Consider the following 17,804-nt stretch of genomic DNA (forward strand, 5'->3'; position numbering starts at 1 on the left):
TCCATGAACCTCGATTCTTCGGCGTCGGCCCTCAGCTACCAATCGGGCTTTGGCAATGAATTCGCCAGCGAAGCCCTGCCGGGCGCACTGCCCGTCGGCCAGAACTCCCCGCAAAAAGCCCCTTACGGCCTGTACGCCGAATTGTTTTCCGGCACCGCCTTCACCATGACCCGCAGCGAAGCCCGGCGCACCTGGATGTACCGCATCCAGCCCTCGGCCAATCACCCGGCGTTCGCCAAGCTCGAGCGCCAGTTGGCGGGCGGCTCCTTGGGAGAGGTGACCCCCAACCGCCTGCGTTGGAACCCGTTGCCGATTCCTGCCGAACCCACCGATTTCATTGATGGCCTGGTGGCCATGGTGGCCAACTCTGCAGCGCAGAGTCCTTCCGGCATCAGCGTCTATCACTACCGCGCCAACCGCTCCATGGAGCGGGTGTTCTTCAACGCCGACGGGGAAATGCTCCTGGTGCCGGAACAGGGCCGCCTGCGCATTGCTACCGAACTGGGCGTGCTGGAGCTGGAACCCCTGGAAATCGCCGTGCTGCCTCGCGGCCTGAAATTCCGCGTTGAGCTGCTGGACCCGCAAGCCCGTGGCTACATTGCCGAGAACCATGGTGCGCCGCTGCGCCTGCCTGACCTGGGCCCCATTGGCAGCAACGGCCTGGCCAATCCCCGGGACTTCCTGAGCCCGGTGGCCCACTACGAAGACCTCAAGCAGCCCACCACCCTGGTGCAGAAGTTCCTCGGCGAACTCTGGGGCTGCGAACTCGACCATTCGCCGCTCAACGTGGTGGCCTGGCACGGCAACAACGTGCCCTACAAATATGACCTGCGCCGTTTCAACACCATCGGTACTGTCAGCTTCGATCACCCGGACCCGTCGATCTTCACCGTGTTGACCTCACCCACCAGCGTGCCGGGTCTGGCCAACCTCGACTTCGTGATCTTCCCGCCGCGTTGGATGGTGGCTGAGAACACCTTCCGTCCACCGTGGTTCCACCGCAACCTGATGAACGAATTCATGGGCCTGATCCAGGGCGCCTACGATGCCAAGGCCGAAGGCTTCCTGCCCGGCGGCGCGTCCCTGCACAGCTGCATGAGCGCCCACGGTCCGGACGGCGAGACCTGCACCAAGGCGATCAACGTCGAGCTGCAACCTTCGAAGATCGACAACACCATGGCCTTCATGTTCGAGACCAGCCAGGTGCTGCGTCCCAGCCAGTTCGCCCTGGAATGCCCGCAACTGCAGAACGACTACGATGCTTGCTGGGCCTCGCTGCCCGCCACCTTCAACCCGAATCGGAGATAACCCATGACCTCAACCATCACCCGTAGCTGGGTCGAGTCCGCCAACGGTCACCCCGACTTCCCGTTGCAGAACCTGCCCCTGGGGGTCTTCAGCACCCAGGGTTCGGCGCCCCGCAGTGGCGTTGCCATTGGCGAACAGATTTTCGACCTGGAAGCGGCGCTGGAGGCCGGCCTGTTCGAAGGCCAGGCCAAGGCCGCGGTGCAAGCTGCCCGTGGTGGTCAGTTGAACGCTTTCTTCCAGCTTGGCCGTCCGGCCCGCGTCGCCCTGCGTGAGCGCCTGCTGGAACTGCTGAGCGAGGGCAGCAGCCTGCGCGACAAGATCCAAGCCCTGGGCGCGAAACTGCTGCCCCTGGCGGCGGACTGCCAGATGCACCTGCCGGCCAAGATCAATGACTACACCGACTTCTATGTCGGCATCGAGCACGCGCAGAACGTCGGCAAGCTGTTTCGTCCCGACAACCCCCTGTTGCCCAACTACAAGTACGTGCCCATCGGCTACCACGGTCGCGCCTCGACCATCCGCGTCTCCGGTGCCGATGTGCGCCGGCCCAAGGGCCAGACCCTGCCGGCCGGGCAGAGCGAGCCGACCTTCGGCCCCTGCGCACGCCTGGACTATGAACTGGAACTGGGCATCTGGATTGGCCAGGGTAACGAGATGGGCGAGCCCATCGCGATTGGCGACGCCGCTGAGCACATTGCCGGTTTCTGCCTGCTCAACGACTGGTCGGCGCGGGATATCCAGGCCTGGGAATACCAGCCGCTGGGGCCATTCCTGTCGAAGAGTTTCATCACCAGCATTTCGCCCTGGGTGGTGACCGCCGAAGCCCTGGAGCCGTTCCGCCAGGCCCAGCCCCAGCGTCCTGAAGGCGACCCGCAACCCTTGCCTTATCTGCTGGACAAGCGCGATCAGGCCGCTGGCGGCTTCGACATCGAGCTGGAAGTGCTGCTGATCACCCAGGCCATGCGCGAGCAGGGCTTGCCGGCTCACCGCCTGACCCTGAGCAACACCCAGTACATGTACTGGACCGTGGCGCAGATGGTGGCGCACCACAGCGTCAACGGCTGCCAGTTGCAGGCCGGTGACCTGTTTGGTTCGGGCACCTTGTCCGGCCCGCAGAGCGGTCAGTTCGGCAGCCTGCTGGAGATCACCGAAGGCGGCAAGAAGCCCATCGAGCTGGCTTCCGGTGAGGTGCGCAAGTTCCTCGAAGACGGCGATGAAATCATTCTGCGCGGGCGTTGCCGCCGCGAAGGTTTCGCCTCCATCGGCTTCGGCGAATGCCGGGGCACGGTCCAACCGGCACGTTAAGGGAGAGCCCCATGCAGCTCTATACCTACTACCGTTCCACCGCGTCCTACCGGGTGCGGATTGCCCTGGCCCTCAAGGGCCTGGAATTCCAGGCCATCCCGGTCAATCTGCTGGTGCCCAAGGGCGGCGCCAACCGCCAGCCGGAGTACCTGGAGATCAACCCCCAGGGCAGGGTGCCGGCCCTGCGCACCGACGACGGCGACCTGCTGATCCAGTCGCTGGCGATCATCGAGTACCTGGAAGAGCGTTATCCACAGGTGCCGCTGCTGTCCAAGGATCTGGTCAGTCGCGCCCGGGAGCGTGCGGTGGCGGCGATCATCGGCTGCGACATCCACCCGCTGCACAACTCCAGCACCCAGAACCTGCTGCGGGAATGGGGGCATGAAGAAGAGCAGTTGCTGGTGTGGATCGACCATTGGATCAGCCAGGGCCTGGCGGCCCTGGAACAACTGATCGGTGACCACGGCTTCTGTTTCGGCGATGAGCCGGGGCTGGCCGATGTGTTCCTGATTCCCCAGCTGTACGCCGCCGAGCGCTTCAAGGTGTCTCTGGATGAGTATCCACGGATTCTCCGAGTCGCAGCCCTGGCTGCGGCGCACCCGGCGTTCCAGGCTGCGCACCCGGCCAACCAGCCGGACACCCCGGCCTGAGCCTGCACGCTGCCCCGGTGTACGGGGCAGCGTGGCATCCGTATCACCCGGGCCCCGCAACGGGGCTTGAGCGGTCACCGCCTGTGACCTGCGCAACACTGCTGCTCATAACCATAAAAAATGAACAGGTACCTTGCGATGCAAAATCAGATTGCCAGCTTTCGTGCTGCGCTCGACGCCCGCCCGGTGTCCCGCTATCAGTGGTTGCTCCTGTTGCTTCTCGCCTTGCTGCTGGTCACTGACGGCTACGATGCCCAGGTCCTGGGTTATGTGGTGCCGGCCCTGGCCCAGGACTGGGGCCTGGAAAAGTCCGCCTTCGGCCCGGTGTTCAGCGCCAACCTGCTGGGCTTGACTCTCGGCTCTCTGGCAGTGACACCTCTGGCAGACCGGTTCGGGGTGCGACGGATCCTGCTCGGTTGCGTGCTGATCTACGCCAGCCTGACGGTGCTGATGGTGTTCGCCAATTCCCTCGACAGCCTGATGGCCGCGCGCTTTATCTGCGGGATCGGCATGGGCGGCGCCATGCCCAGCGCCATGGCCCTGATGTCCGAGTATTCGCCGCCACGCTTGCGCACCTTGATGGTGACCTTGGCCGCCTGCGGTTTCTCGTTCGGTGGCGCTGCCGGTGGTTTTGTCGCTGCCGGTTTCATCGACCGCTTCGGTTGGGAGGCGGTGTTCCTGGCCGGTGGGATCACGCCGTTGTTGCTGTTTCCGTTCCTGGTCTGGCGCCTGCCCGAATCCCTGCCGCGCTTGCTGCGGGATGCGCCACCTTATGCGCGCTTGCGCAAGGTCACTGCGCAGATGCTCCCGCACTGGCAGCCACCGCCGGTTGTCAGCGACGCCACTGAAGCACCGGCAGGCAGCAAGCTCACGGTGCTGGAGCTGTTTCGCCAGGGCTATGCGCGACCAACGCTGCTGATCTGGTCGACGTTTTTTGTCAGCCTGATCCTCCTGTACTTCATGATCAGTTGGTTGCCGACCTTGCTGCTGGAAAGTGGCCTGGCCCTGAAACAGGCCAATCTGGTGACCTCGATGTTCCTCTTTGCCGGCACCTTGGGGGCGATCTGCATGGCCTGGTTCGCCGACCGCCTCAAGCGCAAGGTGCGCCTGCTGGCGGCCGTGCTCGGCGCCGCGGCACTGTGCACGGTGTTGCTGGGCTTGAATCACGACAACCCGCGTTATCTGGTGGTGTTCGTGTTCGCCGCCGGTTTTTGCATCATCGGTGGGCAACTGACCCTCAATGCCTTCGCCAGTAATTTCTATCCGGCTCAGGTGCGCGCCACCGGCACCGGCTGGGCGCTGGGGGTGGGACGCTTCGGTTCGATCCTCGGGCCCTTGTTCGGCAGCATGCTGCTGGCGATGCATATCCCGGTGCAGCAGATTTTCTTCTTCTGCGCGATTCCAGCGGTACTGGCGGCCTTGCTGATCATCCAGGTGCGCTCGCCGTCCGAGGCTTGTGCGGGTGGTGCGGGAGCGGCCCCGGAGCTGCAGGCGCCGCTCAAGTCCTGATGTGCTGTCGGTTCAGCGTGCCAGGTGCTTGATCATCGGCACGCAGGCCAGGGTCAGGCCCCGGGGCGACTGGTACTGGGCGATCCGCTCGCCAACGAAACCGCAATGACGGTAGAAGTCGGCGGCATTCAAGGTCGAGTCCAGGATCAGGTGCGGCAGCTCGGCTTGCAGGGCCCGTTCCTCAAGGTAAGCCATCATCTGCCGGCCAATCCCCTGGCCCATGTAGGCCGGGTCGACGAACACCGCGTCGACCTGTCCGGTCTCCAGGTCGAGCAGACCGCTGGCGGTTACCTGGTCGTCGATGACGGCCACGTAGCCGGTGTTTTCCACCACTTCGATGAAGTAGTCCGCCAGGCTGCCGGCGGTCCATACCTGCAAGTCGGCGTCGGGGTAGTGGCCGCGGCACTGGTGGTTGATGGCTTGGTTACGAATGTCGAAGACCCGTTGCGCGTCGCCGCTATGTGCTTTTCTGATCAGCATGCTGTGCCCGTTCCGTGGAGTGAGCCGAGCATCCTGCCAGAGCCCGGTCCGGGATGCGATCAGTGGACCACGGTGTTGGGCGGCAGGTGCCCCAGGCGCTCGGTCAGGCGCAGGCGCTGGATCGGGTCGTCGCTGAGCAGCAAGGCGTGCTCCAGGTCGAAGCGCTCGGCATTCGGGCACTCCAGGCGTTGATAGAGGCTGGCCCGGGCCAGGTAGTCGGCGGCGCTGCCGTTGCCCAGTTCCAGCACGCGCTCGGCATTGATCAGGGCCGCCAGGTTGTCGTCGTAGGACAGGTGTAACTGGCGCAGATTGCGCGACAGGCGCTGGAACATCTGCAGCGGCTCGGCACTGGCCAGGTGTTCGGCACTGAGCTTGATATGGGCGCCGTACTGGCGTTGCAGCAGTTCCCGGCAGTCGGCGGGGTACAGTCGGCGTCCGCCGCAGGGATCGAGCAGATGGTCGGCGCCGGGCACCCGCAGCAGGAAGTGCCCGGGGAAGTTCACCCCCACCAGGGGAATCTGCAGCCGTTGTGCCAGCTCCAGGGCAATCAGGGCCAGGGCCAGGGGTTGCCCGCGGCGCGATTCCAGGACCTTGTCCATCAGCGCCGCCTGGGGGCGCAGGGGCAGGTGCTCGTCCTGCTGGAAGCCCAGGTCGTTCATGCGCCGCAACAGTGGCTGGCCCAGTTCGTTCGGCGGTAGATGAGGCAGGCTGCTGCCGATCTGCAGCTGGATCTCCTTGAAGGCTTCCAAGTGACGCTCGGGCACAAGTTTTGGTGCATGCTCGGCGGCAATCCACAGGGCCGCTTCCAGCAGGGCTGGTGGCGAGCGGTGCAGGCAGGCGAAAAAGGCTTGGCGCGGGTTCATCTCAACCTCCGACGGATGCCTCGTTTTAGCCTCGTGGCGCAGGTTCGTCCAGTGCTGACACAGGTGGTAGCAGGTTATTTCCCAATGCCTGCAAAAGCCCGCGGCTTATTCCTGCGTGGCGCAGCAAATTCCAGGCGCAAGCCTATACTGGCGACTACAAGAAGTGATTCGGGAGCCCGTCGATGTTCGCTCTCATGCACAGCACTCGCCTTGAATCGCTGCACCTCAGCGTCGACCCCAGCACCGGGTTGAAGGCAGTGATCGCCATCCACAACAACCGCCTGGGGCCCGCCCTGGGCGGTTGCCGTTATCTGGCCTATCCCGACACCACCAGTGCCGTGGAAGACGCTGCGCGACTGGCCCAGGGCATGAGCTACAAGGCGGCCCTGGCCGGCTTGCCTCAAGGCGGCGGTACCGCGGTGATCATCCGTCCCGCCCATGTGGAAAACCGCGCGGCGCTGTTCGAGGCCTTTGGCCGTTGCATCGAGCAACTGGACGGGCGCTACATCACCGCCATCGATAGCGGCACTTCGGTGGCCGACATGGACTGCATCGCTCAGCAGACCCGCTACGTCACCAGCACCAGCGCCGCCGGAGACCCGTCGCCCCACACCGCCATGGGCGTATTCGCCGGGATTCGCAGCACCGCCATGGCCCGCCTGGGCAGCGACAACCTGGAAGGCCTGCGGGTGGCAATCCAGGGCCTGGGCAACGTCGGCTTTGCCCTGGCCGAGCAACTGCACGCCGCTGGTGCCGAGCTGCTGGTCAGCGACATTGATGCCGGCAAGGTGCAGTTGGCTATGGAGCAACTCGGGGCGCATCCCGTCGCCAACGATTCGTTGCTCAGCACCCCTTGCGACATTCTCGCCCCTTGCGGCCTGGGCGCCGTGCTCAACAGCCTCAGCGTGGCCCAGTTGCGCTGCGCGGCGGTGGCCGGTTCGGCCAACAATCAACTGACCAACCTGCAAGTGGCCGATCAACTGGAGCGGCGCGGGATTCTCTATGCGCCGGACTACGTGATCAATTCGGGTGGCCTGATCTATGTGTCCCTCAAGCATCGCAATGAGGAACTCCCGGTGATCACCGCGCACCTGTCGAAGATCAGCCTGCGGCTGACGGAGATCTTCGCCCACGCCCAGGCGGAAAAACGCTCTCCGGCGCGGGTTGCGGACGAACTGGCGGAGCGGGTGCTGTACCGCTAGGTATCTGTGTCTTATCCCTTTGGCTCGCCCTCTGTAGTATCAGGGCCCGGGAAAGGTTGCAGGGCTGAGCCTAATCCCTCAAAGGCCAACGACAAGGAATGAATTCGACGATGCCTCAAGTGCTGGATAGTGGCCTGGATGAGCAGTTGTCTTCGCTGTTGCGCAAAGGTGCGGATATTCAATCGATACGCCAGCTTCTTGAGCGGTACCGGGATCGGGGCTTTGGCGCGCAGGCGGTGTACAACTATCTGGCGTCGCTCAGGCATGACGCATCTGAAGAACTTGAAGACAGAATCCTGGAAGCCATGGATATAGCGTCCGGATACTGCTCGCCAGGCTGCAGGGTGTGGGAGGTTGTGCCATGACCGAGGCCCATACCGACAAACCATTGATCGGGTGTTCTGTCAGGGACCTGCAGTTGTACGCTGCGGCGTGCCTGGAGACTTACTGCCTGAGCAAAGGTATTGCTCATCCTGCTGTCGATGACTTGCTAAAGCACCTTGAGGACTACCCGGAAAAAGATCGTTTACTGGCCTGGGACAGGGCCGGAGCGCAACTGGCATTGAATGGTCGAGGGGATGATTTGCCACAAAGCCTTGTTGCTTTGATAGCGCCTGAAGATATCGAGGCGTTCTCCAGTATCGTCGACAGCGCGGTTGAGGTTGGAATGGTCGACCTTTATGGAGGCGCGACCGATTTGCCCGTGATTTTCATGGGCAAGATCACTGCGATATTGCGTCGCAACCTGATCGATTTGCCCGAGCCGAAAGGCGCGGCAGTCGTTTGACCGGCGGCTGCATCACGGGCACTCCTTGATCGGCAAACATGAAAAAAGCCCTGTGCCATGGACACAGAGCTTATTCAATTCGCGTAAAGCCTATTTCGCTGCCTTGGCCGCTTTCGCCGGTTTGGTCGGCGCCTCGACTTCAGCAGGTTGCTGCGCTTCAACCACCTCCAGCGCGGGAGCGGGGGCGCTGAGCAATTCGGACAACGCATCCGGCTGGCTCTTGAAGGCCCTGGCGAATACATCGCGGTTCTTCGCCATGTAGATCCCGGCTTCTTCCACCTGTTGCTCGCTCAGCGACGGCACGGCTTTTTGCAACACTTGCGCCAGCACTTCAGCCAGTTCGAGCATTTTGTCATGACGGTCAGCTTCGGCTTTATCCATGAACAAGCGCTCCAGATCTCGGCTGCTGCGGTATACCACTTCGACGGCCATTCACCACCTCACATGCCTTCACGATAATGGGTCTGTATAAACACTGTATCTATATACAGGTCGAGAGAATAGGCGAATCCTTTTCCCTTGGATAGTGGCTTTTTAATGTAGACGGAATTTTTTTCCCGGGTCGATTGTGATGGGGCCGTGCCTCGTTGCGGGCGGCCACCATCTCATTGACGGCTCCTGGCCTTTTTTCTGCATGCAGAACAACCGTCACGTCCAATCCGCATCATCCGGTCGAACCGACCTAAGGAAGAACCATCGTGAAAATCAATTGGGCCGAGAACCTACGGCAGAACGTCCATCAACTGGCCGAGTCCCTGGGCAACCTGTTTGTCGAGTCGTTCCATTACCTGGCGCTGTTCGCCATTGGCGCGGTGACTGCCTGGGCGGCGGTGATGGAATTCCTGCAGATGCTTGAGGCAGGCCACATCAAGATCGATGACATCCTGCTGCTGTTCATCTACCTGGAATTGGGGGCGATGGTCGGTATCTACTTCAAGACCAACCATATGCCAGTGCGTTTCCTGATCTACGTGGCGATCACCGCGCTGACCCGGCTACTGATTTCCAACGTCTCGCACCACAGCCCGCCAGACCTGGGGATCATCTACTTGTGTGGCGGCATCCTGCTGCTGGCCTTCGCCATTCTGGTGGTGCGCTACGCCTCGTCGCAGTTTCCCTCGGTGAAGATCGAACATCCGCAACGCAAGATCGGCGCGGGCTCCGGCGAGCACCCGGAAGTGGAGAAGGGCGAGCTCTAGAAACGCAAGGCCTGGGGCGCGGGCTTATGCCCAGCGGACGGCAGCAGTGCGAGGCTGTCGCCGTTGGTCATGGCTTCGAGGATGGCCACGGCGCTGTGGCCTTGCTCGATGGCGATGCCGAATTGAATGCTTTGCACCAGGCGCTTGATGCGCTGCGGGTCATTGCGCTGGGCTGCGCTGATCATGCGCTTGGCCACCACCCGGCCAGCCTGGGACAAGGTCAGCATGATGCTGCCGTCCAGGCCCTGGATGCTCAGGTTGACCTGATAATCCGGGGTGAAGGTGTCGGTAATCAGTTGAAAGGGGTTGTCCATGATGCGTCACCGCCTGATTGGATCGTGCAGTCATTGACTGGCAGGGCGCGGAATTAGTTCGCGATTCCAGACCGCTGGCCGGTCGTTTGCCGAGGTTTGCCTACGTCCGTGTTGCTCAAGGATGAACAAAGCAAGGGGCATGCCGGGAACCTCGCCGGGCAATGATTGCGGGGACAAAAAAGCGGACCACAAGGTCCGCTTTTTTTATTCCTGCCCGTTTCAGGGCACGACCGAGTAAATGATCGCAGACAGTGCGATCAGGCCGATCAGCACCACGAACAGGTTCGACAACTGGCCCGAATACTGGCGCAGCGAAGGCACCCGCTGGATCGCGTACATCGGCATCAGGAACAGCAGGCAGGCGATCACCGGTCCGCCCATGGTCTCGATAATGTGCAGGATGCTCGGGTTGAAGGTGGCCACGGCCCAGCAAGTGAGGATCATGAACAGCGCGGTGATCTTTTCCAGGCGGGTGGACGACAGCGAGCGCCCCCGCAGGTTTTTCACGATCAGCCCCTGGAAGCCTTCGCTGGCGCCGATGTAGTGGCCCAGGAACGACTTGGTAATGGCCACCAGGGCGATCAGCGGCGCGGCGTAGGCGATGACCGGGGTCTGGAAGTGGTTGGCCAGGTACGACAGGATCGAGATGTTCTGTTCCTTGGCCGCCACCAGGTCCGCCGGCGACAGGGCCAGCACGCAGCTGAAGCAGAAGAACATCACCGTCAGCACCATCATGGCGTGGGCCGTGGCCAGGATGCCGCTGCTCTTGCGTTCGGCCTGGCCGCCGTAATGGCGTTTCTGATCCAGGGCGAAGGCCGAGATGATCGGCGAATGGTTGAAGGAGAACACCATCACCGGAATCGCCAGCCACAAGGTCTTGAAGAACAGCGGCAGGGGCATGCCCTCGCCGGCCGAGGCGAAGAACGCGCCGTTCCAGTTGGGAATCAGGCTCAGGGCCAGTAGCAGCAAGGCGGCGACGAACGGATAGACCAGCAGGCTCATGGCCCGCACGATCACGTCCTGGCCACAACGCACGATGGCCATCAGGCCGAGGATCAGCAGCAGCGACAGCAGCGCCCGAGGCGGCGGGGTCATGTGCAGCTGGTGCTCCATGAAGTTGCCCAGGGTGTTGGTCAGGGCCACGCTGTACACCAGCAGGATCGGGAAGATGGCGAAGAAGTAGAGCAGGGTGATCAGCTTGCCGGCACCGACCCCGAAGTGTTCTTCCACCACCTCGGTGATGTCCCCGGAGCGCCCGGAGAGGACGAAACGGGTCAGGCCGCGGTGAGCGAAGAAGGTCATGGGGAAGGCCAGCAGCGCCAGCACGATCAATGGCCAGAAGCCACCGACCCCGGCGTTGATCGGCAGGAACAGGGTGCCAGCGCCGATGGCGGTGCCATACAGGCCGAGCATCCAGGTGGTGTCGTGCTTGCTCCAGCCTTGCCGGGCTGTTGCGGTGTCGCGGGGTGTGGCTACTGCGGGATTTTCGGCAGCAGGTGTGGGTACATCGGTCATCGGTATCGCCTCGTTATTATTTTTGCTCGGGCTCACGTGTTACGGACGGTCAGGGAAGGCTCCTCAGCATTCCACCCAGCTCACTGCCAGGCCGCCCCGTGAAGTCTCTTTGTATTTGTCATGCATGTCGGCGCCGGTATCGCGCATGGTGCGGATCACCCGGTCCAGGGAAATGAAGTGTTTGCCGTCGCCGCGCAGGGCCATCTGGGTGGCGTTGATCGCTTTCACCGCGGCAATCGCGTTGCGCTCGATGCAGGGCACCTGCACCAGCCCGCCCACCGGGTCGCAGGTCAGGCCGAGGTTGTGTTCCAGGCCGATCTCGGCGGCGTTTTCCAGTTGCTCGGGGGTGGCGCCGAGGACTTCCGCCAAACCCGCGGCGGCCATGGCGCAGGCCGAGCCCACTTCGCCCTGGCAGCCGACTTCGGCGCCGGAAATAGAGGCGTTCTTCTTGCACAGGATGCCCACTGCCGCGGCACCGAGGAAAAAGTTCACGACGTCGTCGTCAGAGGCCTGGGGATTGAACTTCATGTAGTAGTGCAGCACCGCCGGGATGATCCCCGCCGCACCGTTGGTAGGAGCGGTGACCATGCGCCCGCCGGCGGCGTTTTCCTCGTTTACCGCCAGGGCGTAGAGGTTGACCCACTCCATGGCCGAGAGGGTCGAGGTGATGACATTCGGCTTGCCGATTTCCAGCAGGCTGCGGTGCAGCTTGGCGGCGCGCCGCGGGACATCGAGGCCGCCAGGCAGGATGCCTTCGTGGCGCAGGCCCTGTTCGACGCATTCGCGCATCACCGACCAGATATGCAGCAGGCCGCTGCGGATTTCGGCGTCGCTGCGCCAAGCCCTTTCGTTGGCCAGCATCAGCTCGCCGACCCGCAGCTTGTGGGTCTTGCACAGCGCCAGCAGTTCAGCAGCGCTGTTGAAGTCGTAAGGCAATTCGACGCTGGCGCCGGCTTCAGTTCCGGCCTCGACCTGGGCGGCCTCGATGATGAAACCACCACCTACCGAGTAGTAGGTCTGTTCCAGCAGCGTGCCTTGCTCGCCTGAGGCGGTCAGGGACATGGCGTTGGGGTGGTAGGGCAGGCTTTGGTCCAGCAGGAGCAGGTCCTGTTGCCAGTCGAAGGCGATATTCGTGCGCCCCCCCAGCCGCAATTGGCCGCTGTCGCGCAGTTGCTGGATGCGTGGGCCGATGCTGCCCGGGTCGATGCTGTCGGGCCATTCGCCCATCAGTCCCATGACGCTGGCGCGGTCGGTGGCATGGCCGACACCGGTGGCGGAGAGGGAGCCGTAAAGGCGGATCTGCACCCGCTGTACCTGATCCTCCAGGCCCAGGTCGAACAGTGCCTGGGCGAAGGTGGCGGCGGCGCGCATCGGGCCCACGGTGTGGGAACTGGAGGGACCGATACCGACTTTGAAAAGATCGAAAACACTGATAGCCATGCTAAAGCCTTACAAGCAATGGAAGGTGGATCGCTGCCATTTTTTGTAGGCCAAGCGCAATGTCGGCGATACTGCCCGGGTCGGTCGGAACTGACCAACGAAACTTCCTAAGAGATCCTTTAGCAGGACTAAACGATGAGCCGTCAGTTTCATGCCCAGACCTATGTCTGGCTGCATGTGTTTTCCTGTGCCGCGCGGCACCTGTCCTTTACCCGATGTGCTGAAGAACTGCACATCACGCCCGGCGCGGTCAGCCAGCAGATCCGTCAGTTGGAAGAGCGCCTGGGTCTGCGCCTGTTTCACCGTCGGCCCCGGGGGGTGGAACTGAGCGCCGAAGGCCAGCGCCTGGCGCTGACGGTGAGCGAGGCCTACGGCAGCATCGATGCGGAGCTGCGGCGCCTGGACGCGGGAATGATCAGCGGCACCCTGCGTCTGCGTTCGATCCCTTCGTTTCTCGGCAAGTGGCTGACCCCGCGCCTGCCGCGGCTGCAACAGCGTTATCCGGAGATCCAGCTGCGGCTGGTGGCTGAAGACAGCAGCGTGGCCTTGCACGAAGGCGACTTCGACCTGGCCATCGACCTGAACGACGGCAGCTACCCCGGCTTGCAGTCCACCGCGTTGCTGGACGAGCAGATCTTCCCGGTCTGCGCGCCGAGTCTGCTGCGGGGCCGTCCGCCGCTGCACGGGCCGGCGGACCTGGCGCATTTCCCCTTGCTGCACGACATCACCGCCTGGCGCGGCAGCTTTGAATACGCCGAATGGGAGTTCTACCTCAATGCCATCGGTTTCGAGGGCGCGGATGTGCGTCGTGGCCACACCTTCAACCGCAACCACCTGACCATCGAGGCGGCGATCGCCGGCATGGGCGTGGCGATTGCCCGGCGCACCCTGCTCAATGACGAACTGGAGCGCGGCACCCTGATCGTGCCTTTCGGTCTGGCGGTGCCCAATCACAAGCGTTATGTGCTGCTCTATGCACCGGGCGCCCTGAGCCATCCGGGTGTGCGTGCGGTGCATGATTGGCTGGTGGAAGAAGCGGAGATCTTTCGCGGTCTGCACCCCCTGGGAGAGGGGCAATTGTGAGGGTTTGAGCGAGGGGGCCGAATCGAGCTAACTCCCGACCTTAACAGCGCCTTTGCAGTTTGTCCGGCTTTATTTGCGTATGAATATTTATCTTTTTTAAGGGGTTGAAATGTTCGCCGCCGTGCCTAATTGTGTAATCAAGAGGTCACGAAATGCAGGTCCAAACGTCCTGCCTTGACCCTCTTACGAGCAAGCTGAAATAAGGGAAGAACTATGCAAATCCAAGTCCATAGCGATAACCATATTCAAAGCAGCCTTCGGTTGGAGGAGTGGGTGCGCAGCACCGTTGAAAGCACGCTCGAACGCTACGAAGAAGACCTGACCCGGGTCGTGGTCCACCTGCGGGACGAGAACGGTGGCAAGTCAGGTCCGGACGATATGCGCTGCCAGCTGGAAGCCCGTCCGAAAGGTCACCAGCCGATTTCCGTGACCCATAAGGCCGACACCCTGGAACAGGCCATTGATGGTGCGACCATCAAGCTGGAAAGTGCCCTGGAGCACATGTTCGGTAAATTGCGCGGCAAACGTGCGGCGGCCGTGCCCAGCAGCGACGGCACCGAGGCGGATGCCCTGCTCGAAGAAGAATTCCTGGAAAACCAGCAGGCCGCGCTCAATAGCTGACGGCTGAGTTTCTCCCCCAACCCACGGGCCTGCATTGCAGGCCCGTTTTGTTTTGTGGCGAGAAAAGTCAGAACGCCACTGACGTTTGTACATAGAGCGTGCGTGGCTCACCCACGTACTTGCCCTTGTTGTTGTCGTCGAAGGAGCGGGTGAAGTACTGGTGGTTGAAGATGTTCTTCACGCCCACCGCGACATTCAGGTCAGACAGCTGCGGGCCGAAGTCGTAGCCGGCACGGGTGCTGAACAGCATGTAGCCGGGGATGCGGCCGTTGCTGCCGTCGGCACTTTCACGCGAGGTGTTGGCGTTGTCGGCGAACTGGCTGCTCTGGTAGCTGCTGTCGAGGTTGAGCTTCCACGGACCTTCGGTGTAGCTCACCCCCAGGGTGCCCTTGTGCTTGGAGGAGAAGGGCACGCGGTTGCCCTTGTTCGGACCGTCCTCACGAATCGTGGCATCGACGTAGGCATAGGTGGCGTAGACATTGAAACCGGCCAGCGCCGGATCGAGGCCGTCCAGGGCGTAGTTGATGCTGCTCTCGATACCCTGGTGGCGGGTTTCGCCCCGGGCGATCACCGTGTCGTTGGTCTGGTTGCTGTCGTACTGATTGTCGAAGTTGATCAGGAAGGCGCCGATCTCCGCCCGCAGGTTGCCATCGTCATAGCGGGTGCCCAGTTCCCAGGTGCGGGCTTTTTCCGGTTTGACCTCGCCGCTGGCCACCCGGTTGGGCATCTGGCTGTATTGCACGCTGCCGAAGGAGCCTTCGGTATTGGCGTAGAGGTTCCAGCTCTCGTTGAGGTGATACAGCACATTCAGCGCCGGCAGCGCGGTGTTGTAGTCGCCCTGGTATTTGACGTGGGTGAGGTTGTTGCTCTGCTGGGACTCGATCATCTCGTAGCGGATGCCCGGGGTCAGGGTCCACTTGCCGATATCGATCCGGTCGTCGACGAAAAATGCGTGGGCCTCGGTGCCGCCGCGGGTATCCCGGTCGTTGCGACTGTTGCTGGTGGGCAGTTGCTGATTGGCGGTCAGCGGTGTGCGATAGCGCAGTTCATGCCCGGCTTCGTTGATGTAGCGGTAGCCGACGCCCACTTCATGGCTGCTGTCCCCCAGGTCAAAGCCTTGGGCGAAGCGGGTTTCCAGGCCACGGACCCAGTACTCGCGGGGTGACAGGGAGAGGAAGCTGCCCTGGTCCAGGTAGCCGCTGCGCAGGGTCTTGGTGAAGAAGCTGTTGACGGTGAACTCCCGGCGATCTTCCTGATAGCGATAGCCGACATTGAACATCGTGCGACGGCCCCAGAATTTGTCATAGGGACGGGTGGACTGATACGGATCGGCCTTGTAGTCCGCCACGCTCAGGCCGCCGGGCATGTCCGCTTCACCCTCGTAGTACTGGGCCATGGCATTGAAGCTGTTGGCTTCGTCGAGCTGGTACTTGCCCTTGAGAATCAGGTCGTCGATCTGCGTGTCGCTGTGTTCGCGCCAGTCGCCGCCGCGGGTGCCGGAGTACAGCAGGGCGCCACCCAGGCCATTGTCGGCCGTGCCGCCGGCCAGCAGGTTGGCGCTGGTCTTGAAACCGTCATGGCTGGAGGAGGGGCTGGTCTCGGTCTGAAAACCGCCCTTGACCGTTGGCGCATCGGGAATCGCCCGGGTCACGAAGTTGACGATGCCGCCGACGTTCTGCGGGCCGTAGCGCACGGCGCCGCCGCCACGCACCACGTCCACGGCATCCATGTTGCCCATGCTGATGGGGGCAAACGACAGTTGCGGCTGACCGTAGGGGGCGAACGGTACCGGTATGCCGTCGATCAGCACCGTGGAGCGCGAGGCCAGACGCGGATTGAGGCCGCGAATGCCGAAGTTCAGGGCCATGTCGTGGCTGCCGGTGCCGTTGTTGTCCGGTGCATTGACCCCGGGAATCCGATTGAGCACATCCCGGGCCTGGGTCGCGCCCTGACGCTCGAACTCTTCCCGCCGAATCACGTCCCGGGCGCCGGGGTGCTCGAAGACATCGCTCTGCTGGGCATCGCCGAGCCAGTCACCGACCACGCTGGAGGTCTCCAGTTGCACCGACGCCGGGGCTGCCTCGGGGTTGGCCGGTTGCAGGCTGAAGGCATTCTGGCCCTCGGCCCGGGCTTGCAGGCCGGTGCCTTGCAGCAGGGCTTTGAGGCCCTGTTCCGGGCTGTAGTTACCTTCCAGGCCACGACTTTGCACGCCACGGGTGACCTCTGAGCCGAAGGAGATCAGCACCCCGGCTTCACGACCGAACTGGTTCAGCGCGCTTTCCAGGCTGGTCGGGGCAATGTGGTAAGGCTTGGTCTCGGTGGTGGCGGCCAGGACCTGGGGCAGGCTGGCAAGACTCAGGCTGGCGCCCAGCAACAGGTGACGCAGGGTACGGGCCAGGGGCGTGAGGCGGATGGGTTGCTCGGTCATGAACGGCGATCCTGAGAAGGGGGAATCAAGGTGGCTTTCCCTCTCTGTCACCCGAGCCGGGCAAAACGGCTCAACGGCCATGAAAAAATCTTCCTGAGCGAAAGAACCAGCGACGGATGGTGGTTCCCGACAATCAGGCCCGGGCCTCAACCGTGACCCAATAGCGGGTAAAGCGCCGCACCCTGACCGGCAGGCTAATGGCCAGCAGGTCGAGAATCCGCTCGCTGTCATCCAGGGGATAACTGCCTGAGATCAGCAGGTCCGCCACCTGGGCATCGCAGTTCAACTGGCCACGACGGTAACGACCCAACTCGTCGAGGAAATCCGCCAGGCGCATATGGGCCGCCACCAGCATGCCTTCGCTCCAGGCACCGCTGCCGGCACCCAGGGCCTGGGGCGGCTGCCAGTTGCTGTGGGTGAAATTCAGTTGTTGTCCGGCCGCTACCTGAGGCGGCATTGCGCTGTAGTGCGCCGGCGTCACGCTGACCGTTCCGGAAAACACCGCCAACTGACTGTGCTCCTTGAACTGGCGCAGGTTGATTCGTGCGGCAGCGGGGCGGACCTGCCCCTGGGCGGTCTGTACCACCAGCGGCCGGGCGTCCTGGCCGGCGCTGAGCATGATCTCGCCCTCCAGCAGGCGGATCAGTCGTTGCTGTCCATCGAAACGCACATCCACCGCGCTGCTGGTGTTGAGTTGCAACTGGCTGCCATCGCTCAGTTGCAAGGTGCGCCGCTGGCCCAGGGAGCTGCGGTAGTCCGCCAACAGCGGCGGCAGCGGGTTGTGTTCCCGCAGGCCCCAGGCGGCGGCCGAGCCGGCACCGAGAATCAGCAACAGCTTCAGGGCCTGGCGCCGGCTGGCGGATTTCGGTGCATTCAAGGCCGCGTGGGCCAGGGGCGAGGACAAGCCGCGCAAGCGCTGATTGACCCGTTGGATATGCGCCCAGGCTCGCTGGTGTTCGCTATGGGCGTCGTGCCATTGCTGCCAGGCCGCTTGCTGGCGTGGGCTCAAGGGGCCGCCTTGCATTTCGATCAGCCAGTGCACGGCCTGTTCGGCCACGGCGTTGCTGAAGTCGGGCTGGCCATTGAGGTGTGGATTCATC

Annotated in this window: 17 protein-coding genes and 1 pseudogene; 10 read left to right on the forward strand and 8 right to left on the reverse strand. The window is 62.9% G+C overall.

From position 1 onward, the window contains the following. The first annotated feature begins 3 nt into the window (after positions 1-3). The 4 genes from hmgA to KHO49_RS05885 all read left to right on the forward strand — a co-directional run bounded on the left by hmgA (position 4) and on the right by KHO49_RS05885 (position 4,772). On the forward strand, positions 4-1,308 hold the full coding sequence (gene hmgA, locus KHO49_RS05870; protein WP_110653390.1) for a homogentisate 1,2-dioxygenase: 1,305 nt from the start codon (positions 4-6) through the stop codon (positions 1,306-1,308). Positions 1,309-1,311: 3 nt separating this feature from the next. Next, entirely contained in the window at positions 1,312-2,613 is a 1,302-nt protein-coding gene (gene fahA / locus KHO49_RS05875; protein ID WP_213664748.1) for a fumarylacetoacetase, read from the forward strand. A gap of 11 nt (positions 2,614-2,624) precedes the next feature. Continuing rightward, the gene (gene maiA / locus KHO49_RS05880; protein WP_213664749.1) at positions 2,625-3,263 is read left to right on the forward strand and encodes a maleylacetoacetate isomerase; all 639 of its coding nucleotides are present in this window, start codon (positions 2,625-2,627) and stop codon (positions 3,261-3,263) included. 138 nt (positions 3,264-3,401) lie between these two features. Beyond that, positions 3,402-4,772, forward strand: coding sequence for an MFS transporter (locus KHO49_RS05885; RefSeq protein ID WP_213664750.1), 1,371 nt, complete (start codon positions 3,402-3,404; stop codon positions 4,770-4,772). A 12-nt stretch (positions 4,773-4,784) separates the two neighbouring features. Here KHO49_RS05885 and KHO49_RS05890 read toward each other — a convergent pair whose 3' ends face one another. Together KHO49_RS05890 and KHO49_RS05895 are read right to left on the reverse strand one after the other, a co-directional pair. Continuing rightward, positions 4,785-5,252: a GNAT family N-acetyltransferase gene (locus KHO49_RS05890; RefSeq protein WP_213664751.1), complete on the reverse strand. Its 468-nt coding sequence runs from the start codon at positions 5,250-5,252 to the stop codon at positions 4,785-4,787. Positions 5,253-5,311: 59 nt separating this feature from the next. Beyond that, positions 5,312-6,115, reverse strand: a complete 804-nt coding sequence (locus KHO49_RS05895) for a SirB1 family protein (protein WP_110596037.1) — start codon at positions 6,113-6,115, stop codon at positions 5,312-5,314. 182 nt (positions 6,116-6,297) lie between these two features. Here KHO49_RS05895 and KHO49_RS05900 point away from each other — a divergent pair, with 182 nt between their 5' ends. The 3 genes from KHO49_RS05900 (at position 6,298) to KHO49_RS05910 (ending at position 8,104) form a co-directional block, all read left to right on the forward strand. Further along, positions 6,298-7,317: a Leu/Phe/Val dehydrogenase gene (locus tag KHO49_RS05900; RefSeq protein WP_102878408.1), complete on the forward strand. Its 1,020-nt coding sequence runs from the start codon at positions 6,298-6,300 to the stop codon at positions 7,315-7,317. Positions 7,318-7,415: 98 nt separating this feature from the next. Then, positions 7,416-7,682, forward strand: coding sequence for a hypothetical protein (locus KHO49_RS05905; RefSeq protein WP_249735474.1), 267 nt, complete (start codon positions 7,416-7,418; stop codon positions 7,680-7,682). Continuing rightward, positions 7,679-8,104 (forward strand): hypothetical protein, encoded by a 426-nt coding sequence (locus KHO49_RS05910; protein ID WP_213664752.1) that lies wholly within the window; start codon positions 7,679-7,681, stop codon positions 8,102-8,104. The genes KHO49_RS05905 and KHO49_RS05910 overlap by 4 nt, the downstream gene beginning before the upstream one ends. A 177-nt stretch (positions 8,105-8,281) precedes the next feature. On the opposite strand, the pseudogene KHO49_RS05915 reads toward KHO49_RS05910, so the two are convergent. Further along, positions 8,282-8,536, reverse strand: a pseudogene (locus KHO49_RS05915) (YebG family protein); the annotation flags it as partial. Between the two features lie 266 nt (positions 8,537-8,802). Between KHO49_RS05915 and KHO49_RS05920 the strand changes: the two are divergent. Then, positions 8,803-9,303: a phosphate-starvation-inducible protein PsiE gene (locus KHO49_RS05920; RefSeq protein ID WP_102861203.1), complete on the forward strand. Its 501-nt coding sequence runs from the start codon at positions 8,803-8,805 to the stop codon at positions 9,301-9,303. On the opposite strand, the gene KHO49_RS05925 is transcribed toward KHO49_RS05920, so the two are convergent. The 3 genes from KHO49_RS05925 to KHO49_RS05935 form a co-directional block, all read right to left on the reverse strand. Continuing rightward, on the reverse strand, positions 9,300-9,617 hold the full coding sequence (locus KHO49_RS05925; RefSeq protein WP_102861204.1) for a DUF3509 domain-containing protein: 318 nt from the start codon (positions 9,615-9,617) through the stop codon (positions 9,300-9,302). The two genes, KHO49_RS05920 and KHO49_RS05925, sit on opposite strands and share 4 nt — an antisense overlap. Positions 9,618-9,836: 219 nt before the next feature. Next, positions 9,837-11,132, reverse strand: a complete 1,296-nt coding sequence (locus KHO49_RS05930) for a serine/threonine transporter (protein ID WP_213664753.1) — start codon at positions 11,130-11,132, stop codon at positions 9,837-9,839. A 63-nt stretch (positions 11,133-11,195) separates the two neighbouring features. Next, positions 11,196-12,572 (reverse strand): L-serine ammonia-lyase, encoded by a 1,377-nt coding sequence (locus KHO49_RS05935; RefSeq protein WP_213664754.1) that lies wholly within the window; start codon positions 12,570-12,572, stop codon positions 11,196-11,198. A 135-nt stretch (positions 12,573-12,707) separates the two neighbouring features. On the opposite strand from KHO49_RS05935, the gene KHO49_RS05940 reads away from it, so the two are divergent. Continuing rightward, entirely contained in the window at positions 12,708-13,655 is a 948-nt protein-coding gene (locus KHO49_RS05940) for a LysR substrate-binding domain-containing protein (protein ID WP_102861207.1), read from the forward strand. A gap of 213 nt (positions 13,656-13,868) precedes the next feature. After that, a complete protein-coding gene (locus tag KHO49_RS05945) occupies positions 13,869-14,276 on the forward strand; it encodes an HPF/RaiA family ribosome-associated protein (protein ID WP_102861208.1) in 408 nt (135 codons plus the stop codon). 67 nt (positions 14,277-14,343) lie between these two features. On the opposite strand, the gene fecA is transcribed toward KHO49_RS05945, so the two are convergent. Beyond that, the gene (gene fecA / locus KHO49_RS05950; RefSeq protein WP_213664755.1) at positions 14,344-16,704 is read right to left on the reverse strand and encodes a TonB-dependent Fe(3+) dicitrate receptor FecA; all 2,361 of its coding nucleotides are present in this window, start codon (positions 16,702-16,704) and stop codon (positions 14,344-14,346) included. A gap of 133 nt (positions 16,705-16,837) precedes the next feature. Next, complete coding sequence (locus KHO49_RS05955) at positions 16,838-17,803, reverse strand: FecR domain-containing protein (protein ID WP_213664756.1); 966 nt, start codon at positions 17,801-17,803, stop codon at positions 16,838-16,840. Between the last annotated feature and the right edge of the window lies 1 nt (position 17,804).

The organism is Pseudomonas sp. RC4D1, from assembly GCF_018390395.1.
Classification (GTDB): Bacteria; Pseudomonadota; Gammaproteobacteria; order Pseudomonadales; family Pseudomonadaceae; genus Aquipseudomonas; species Aquipseudomonas danubii.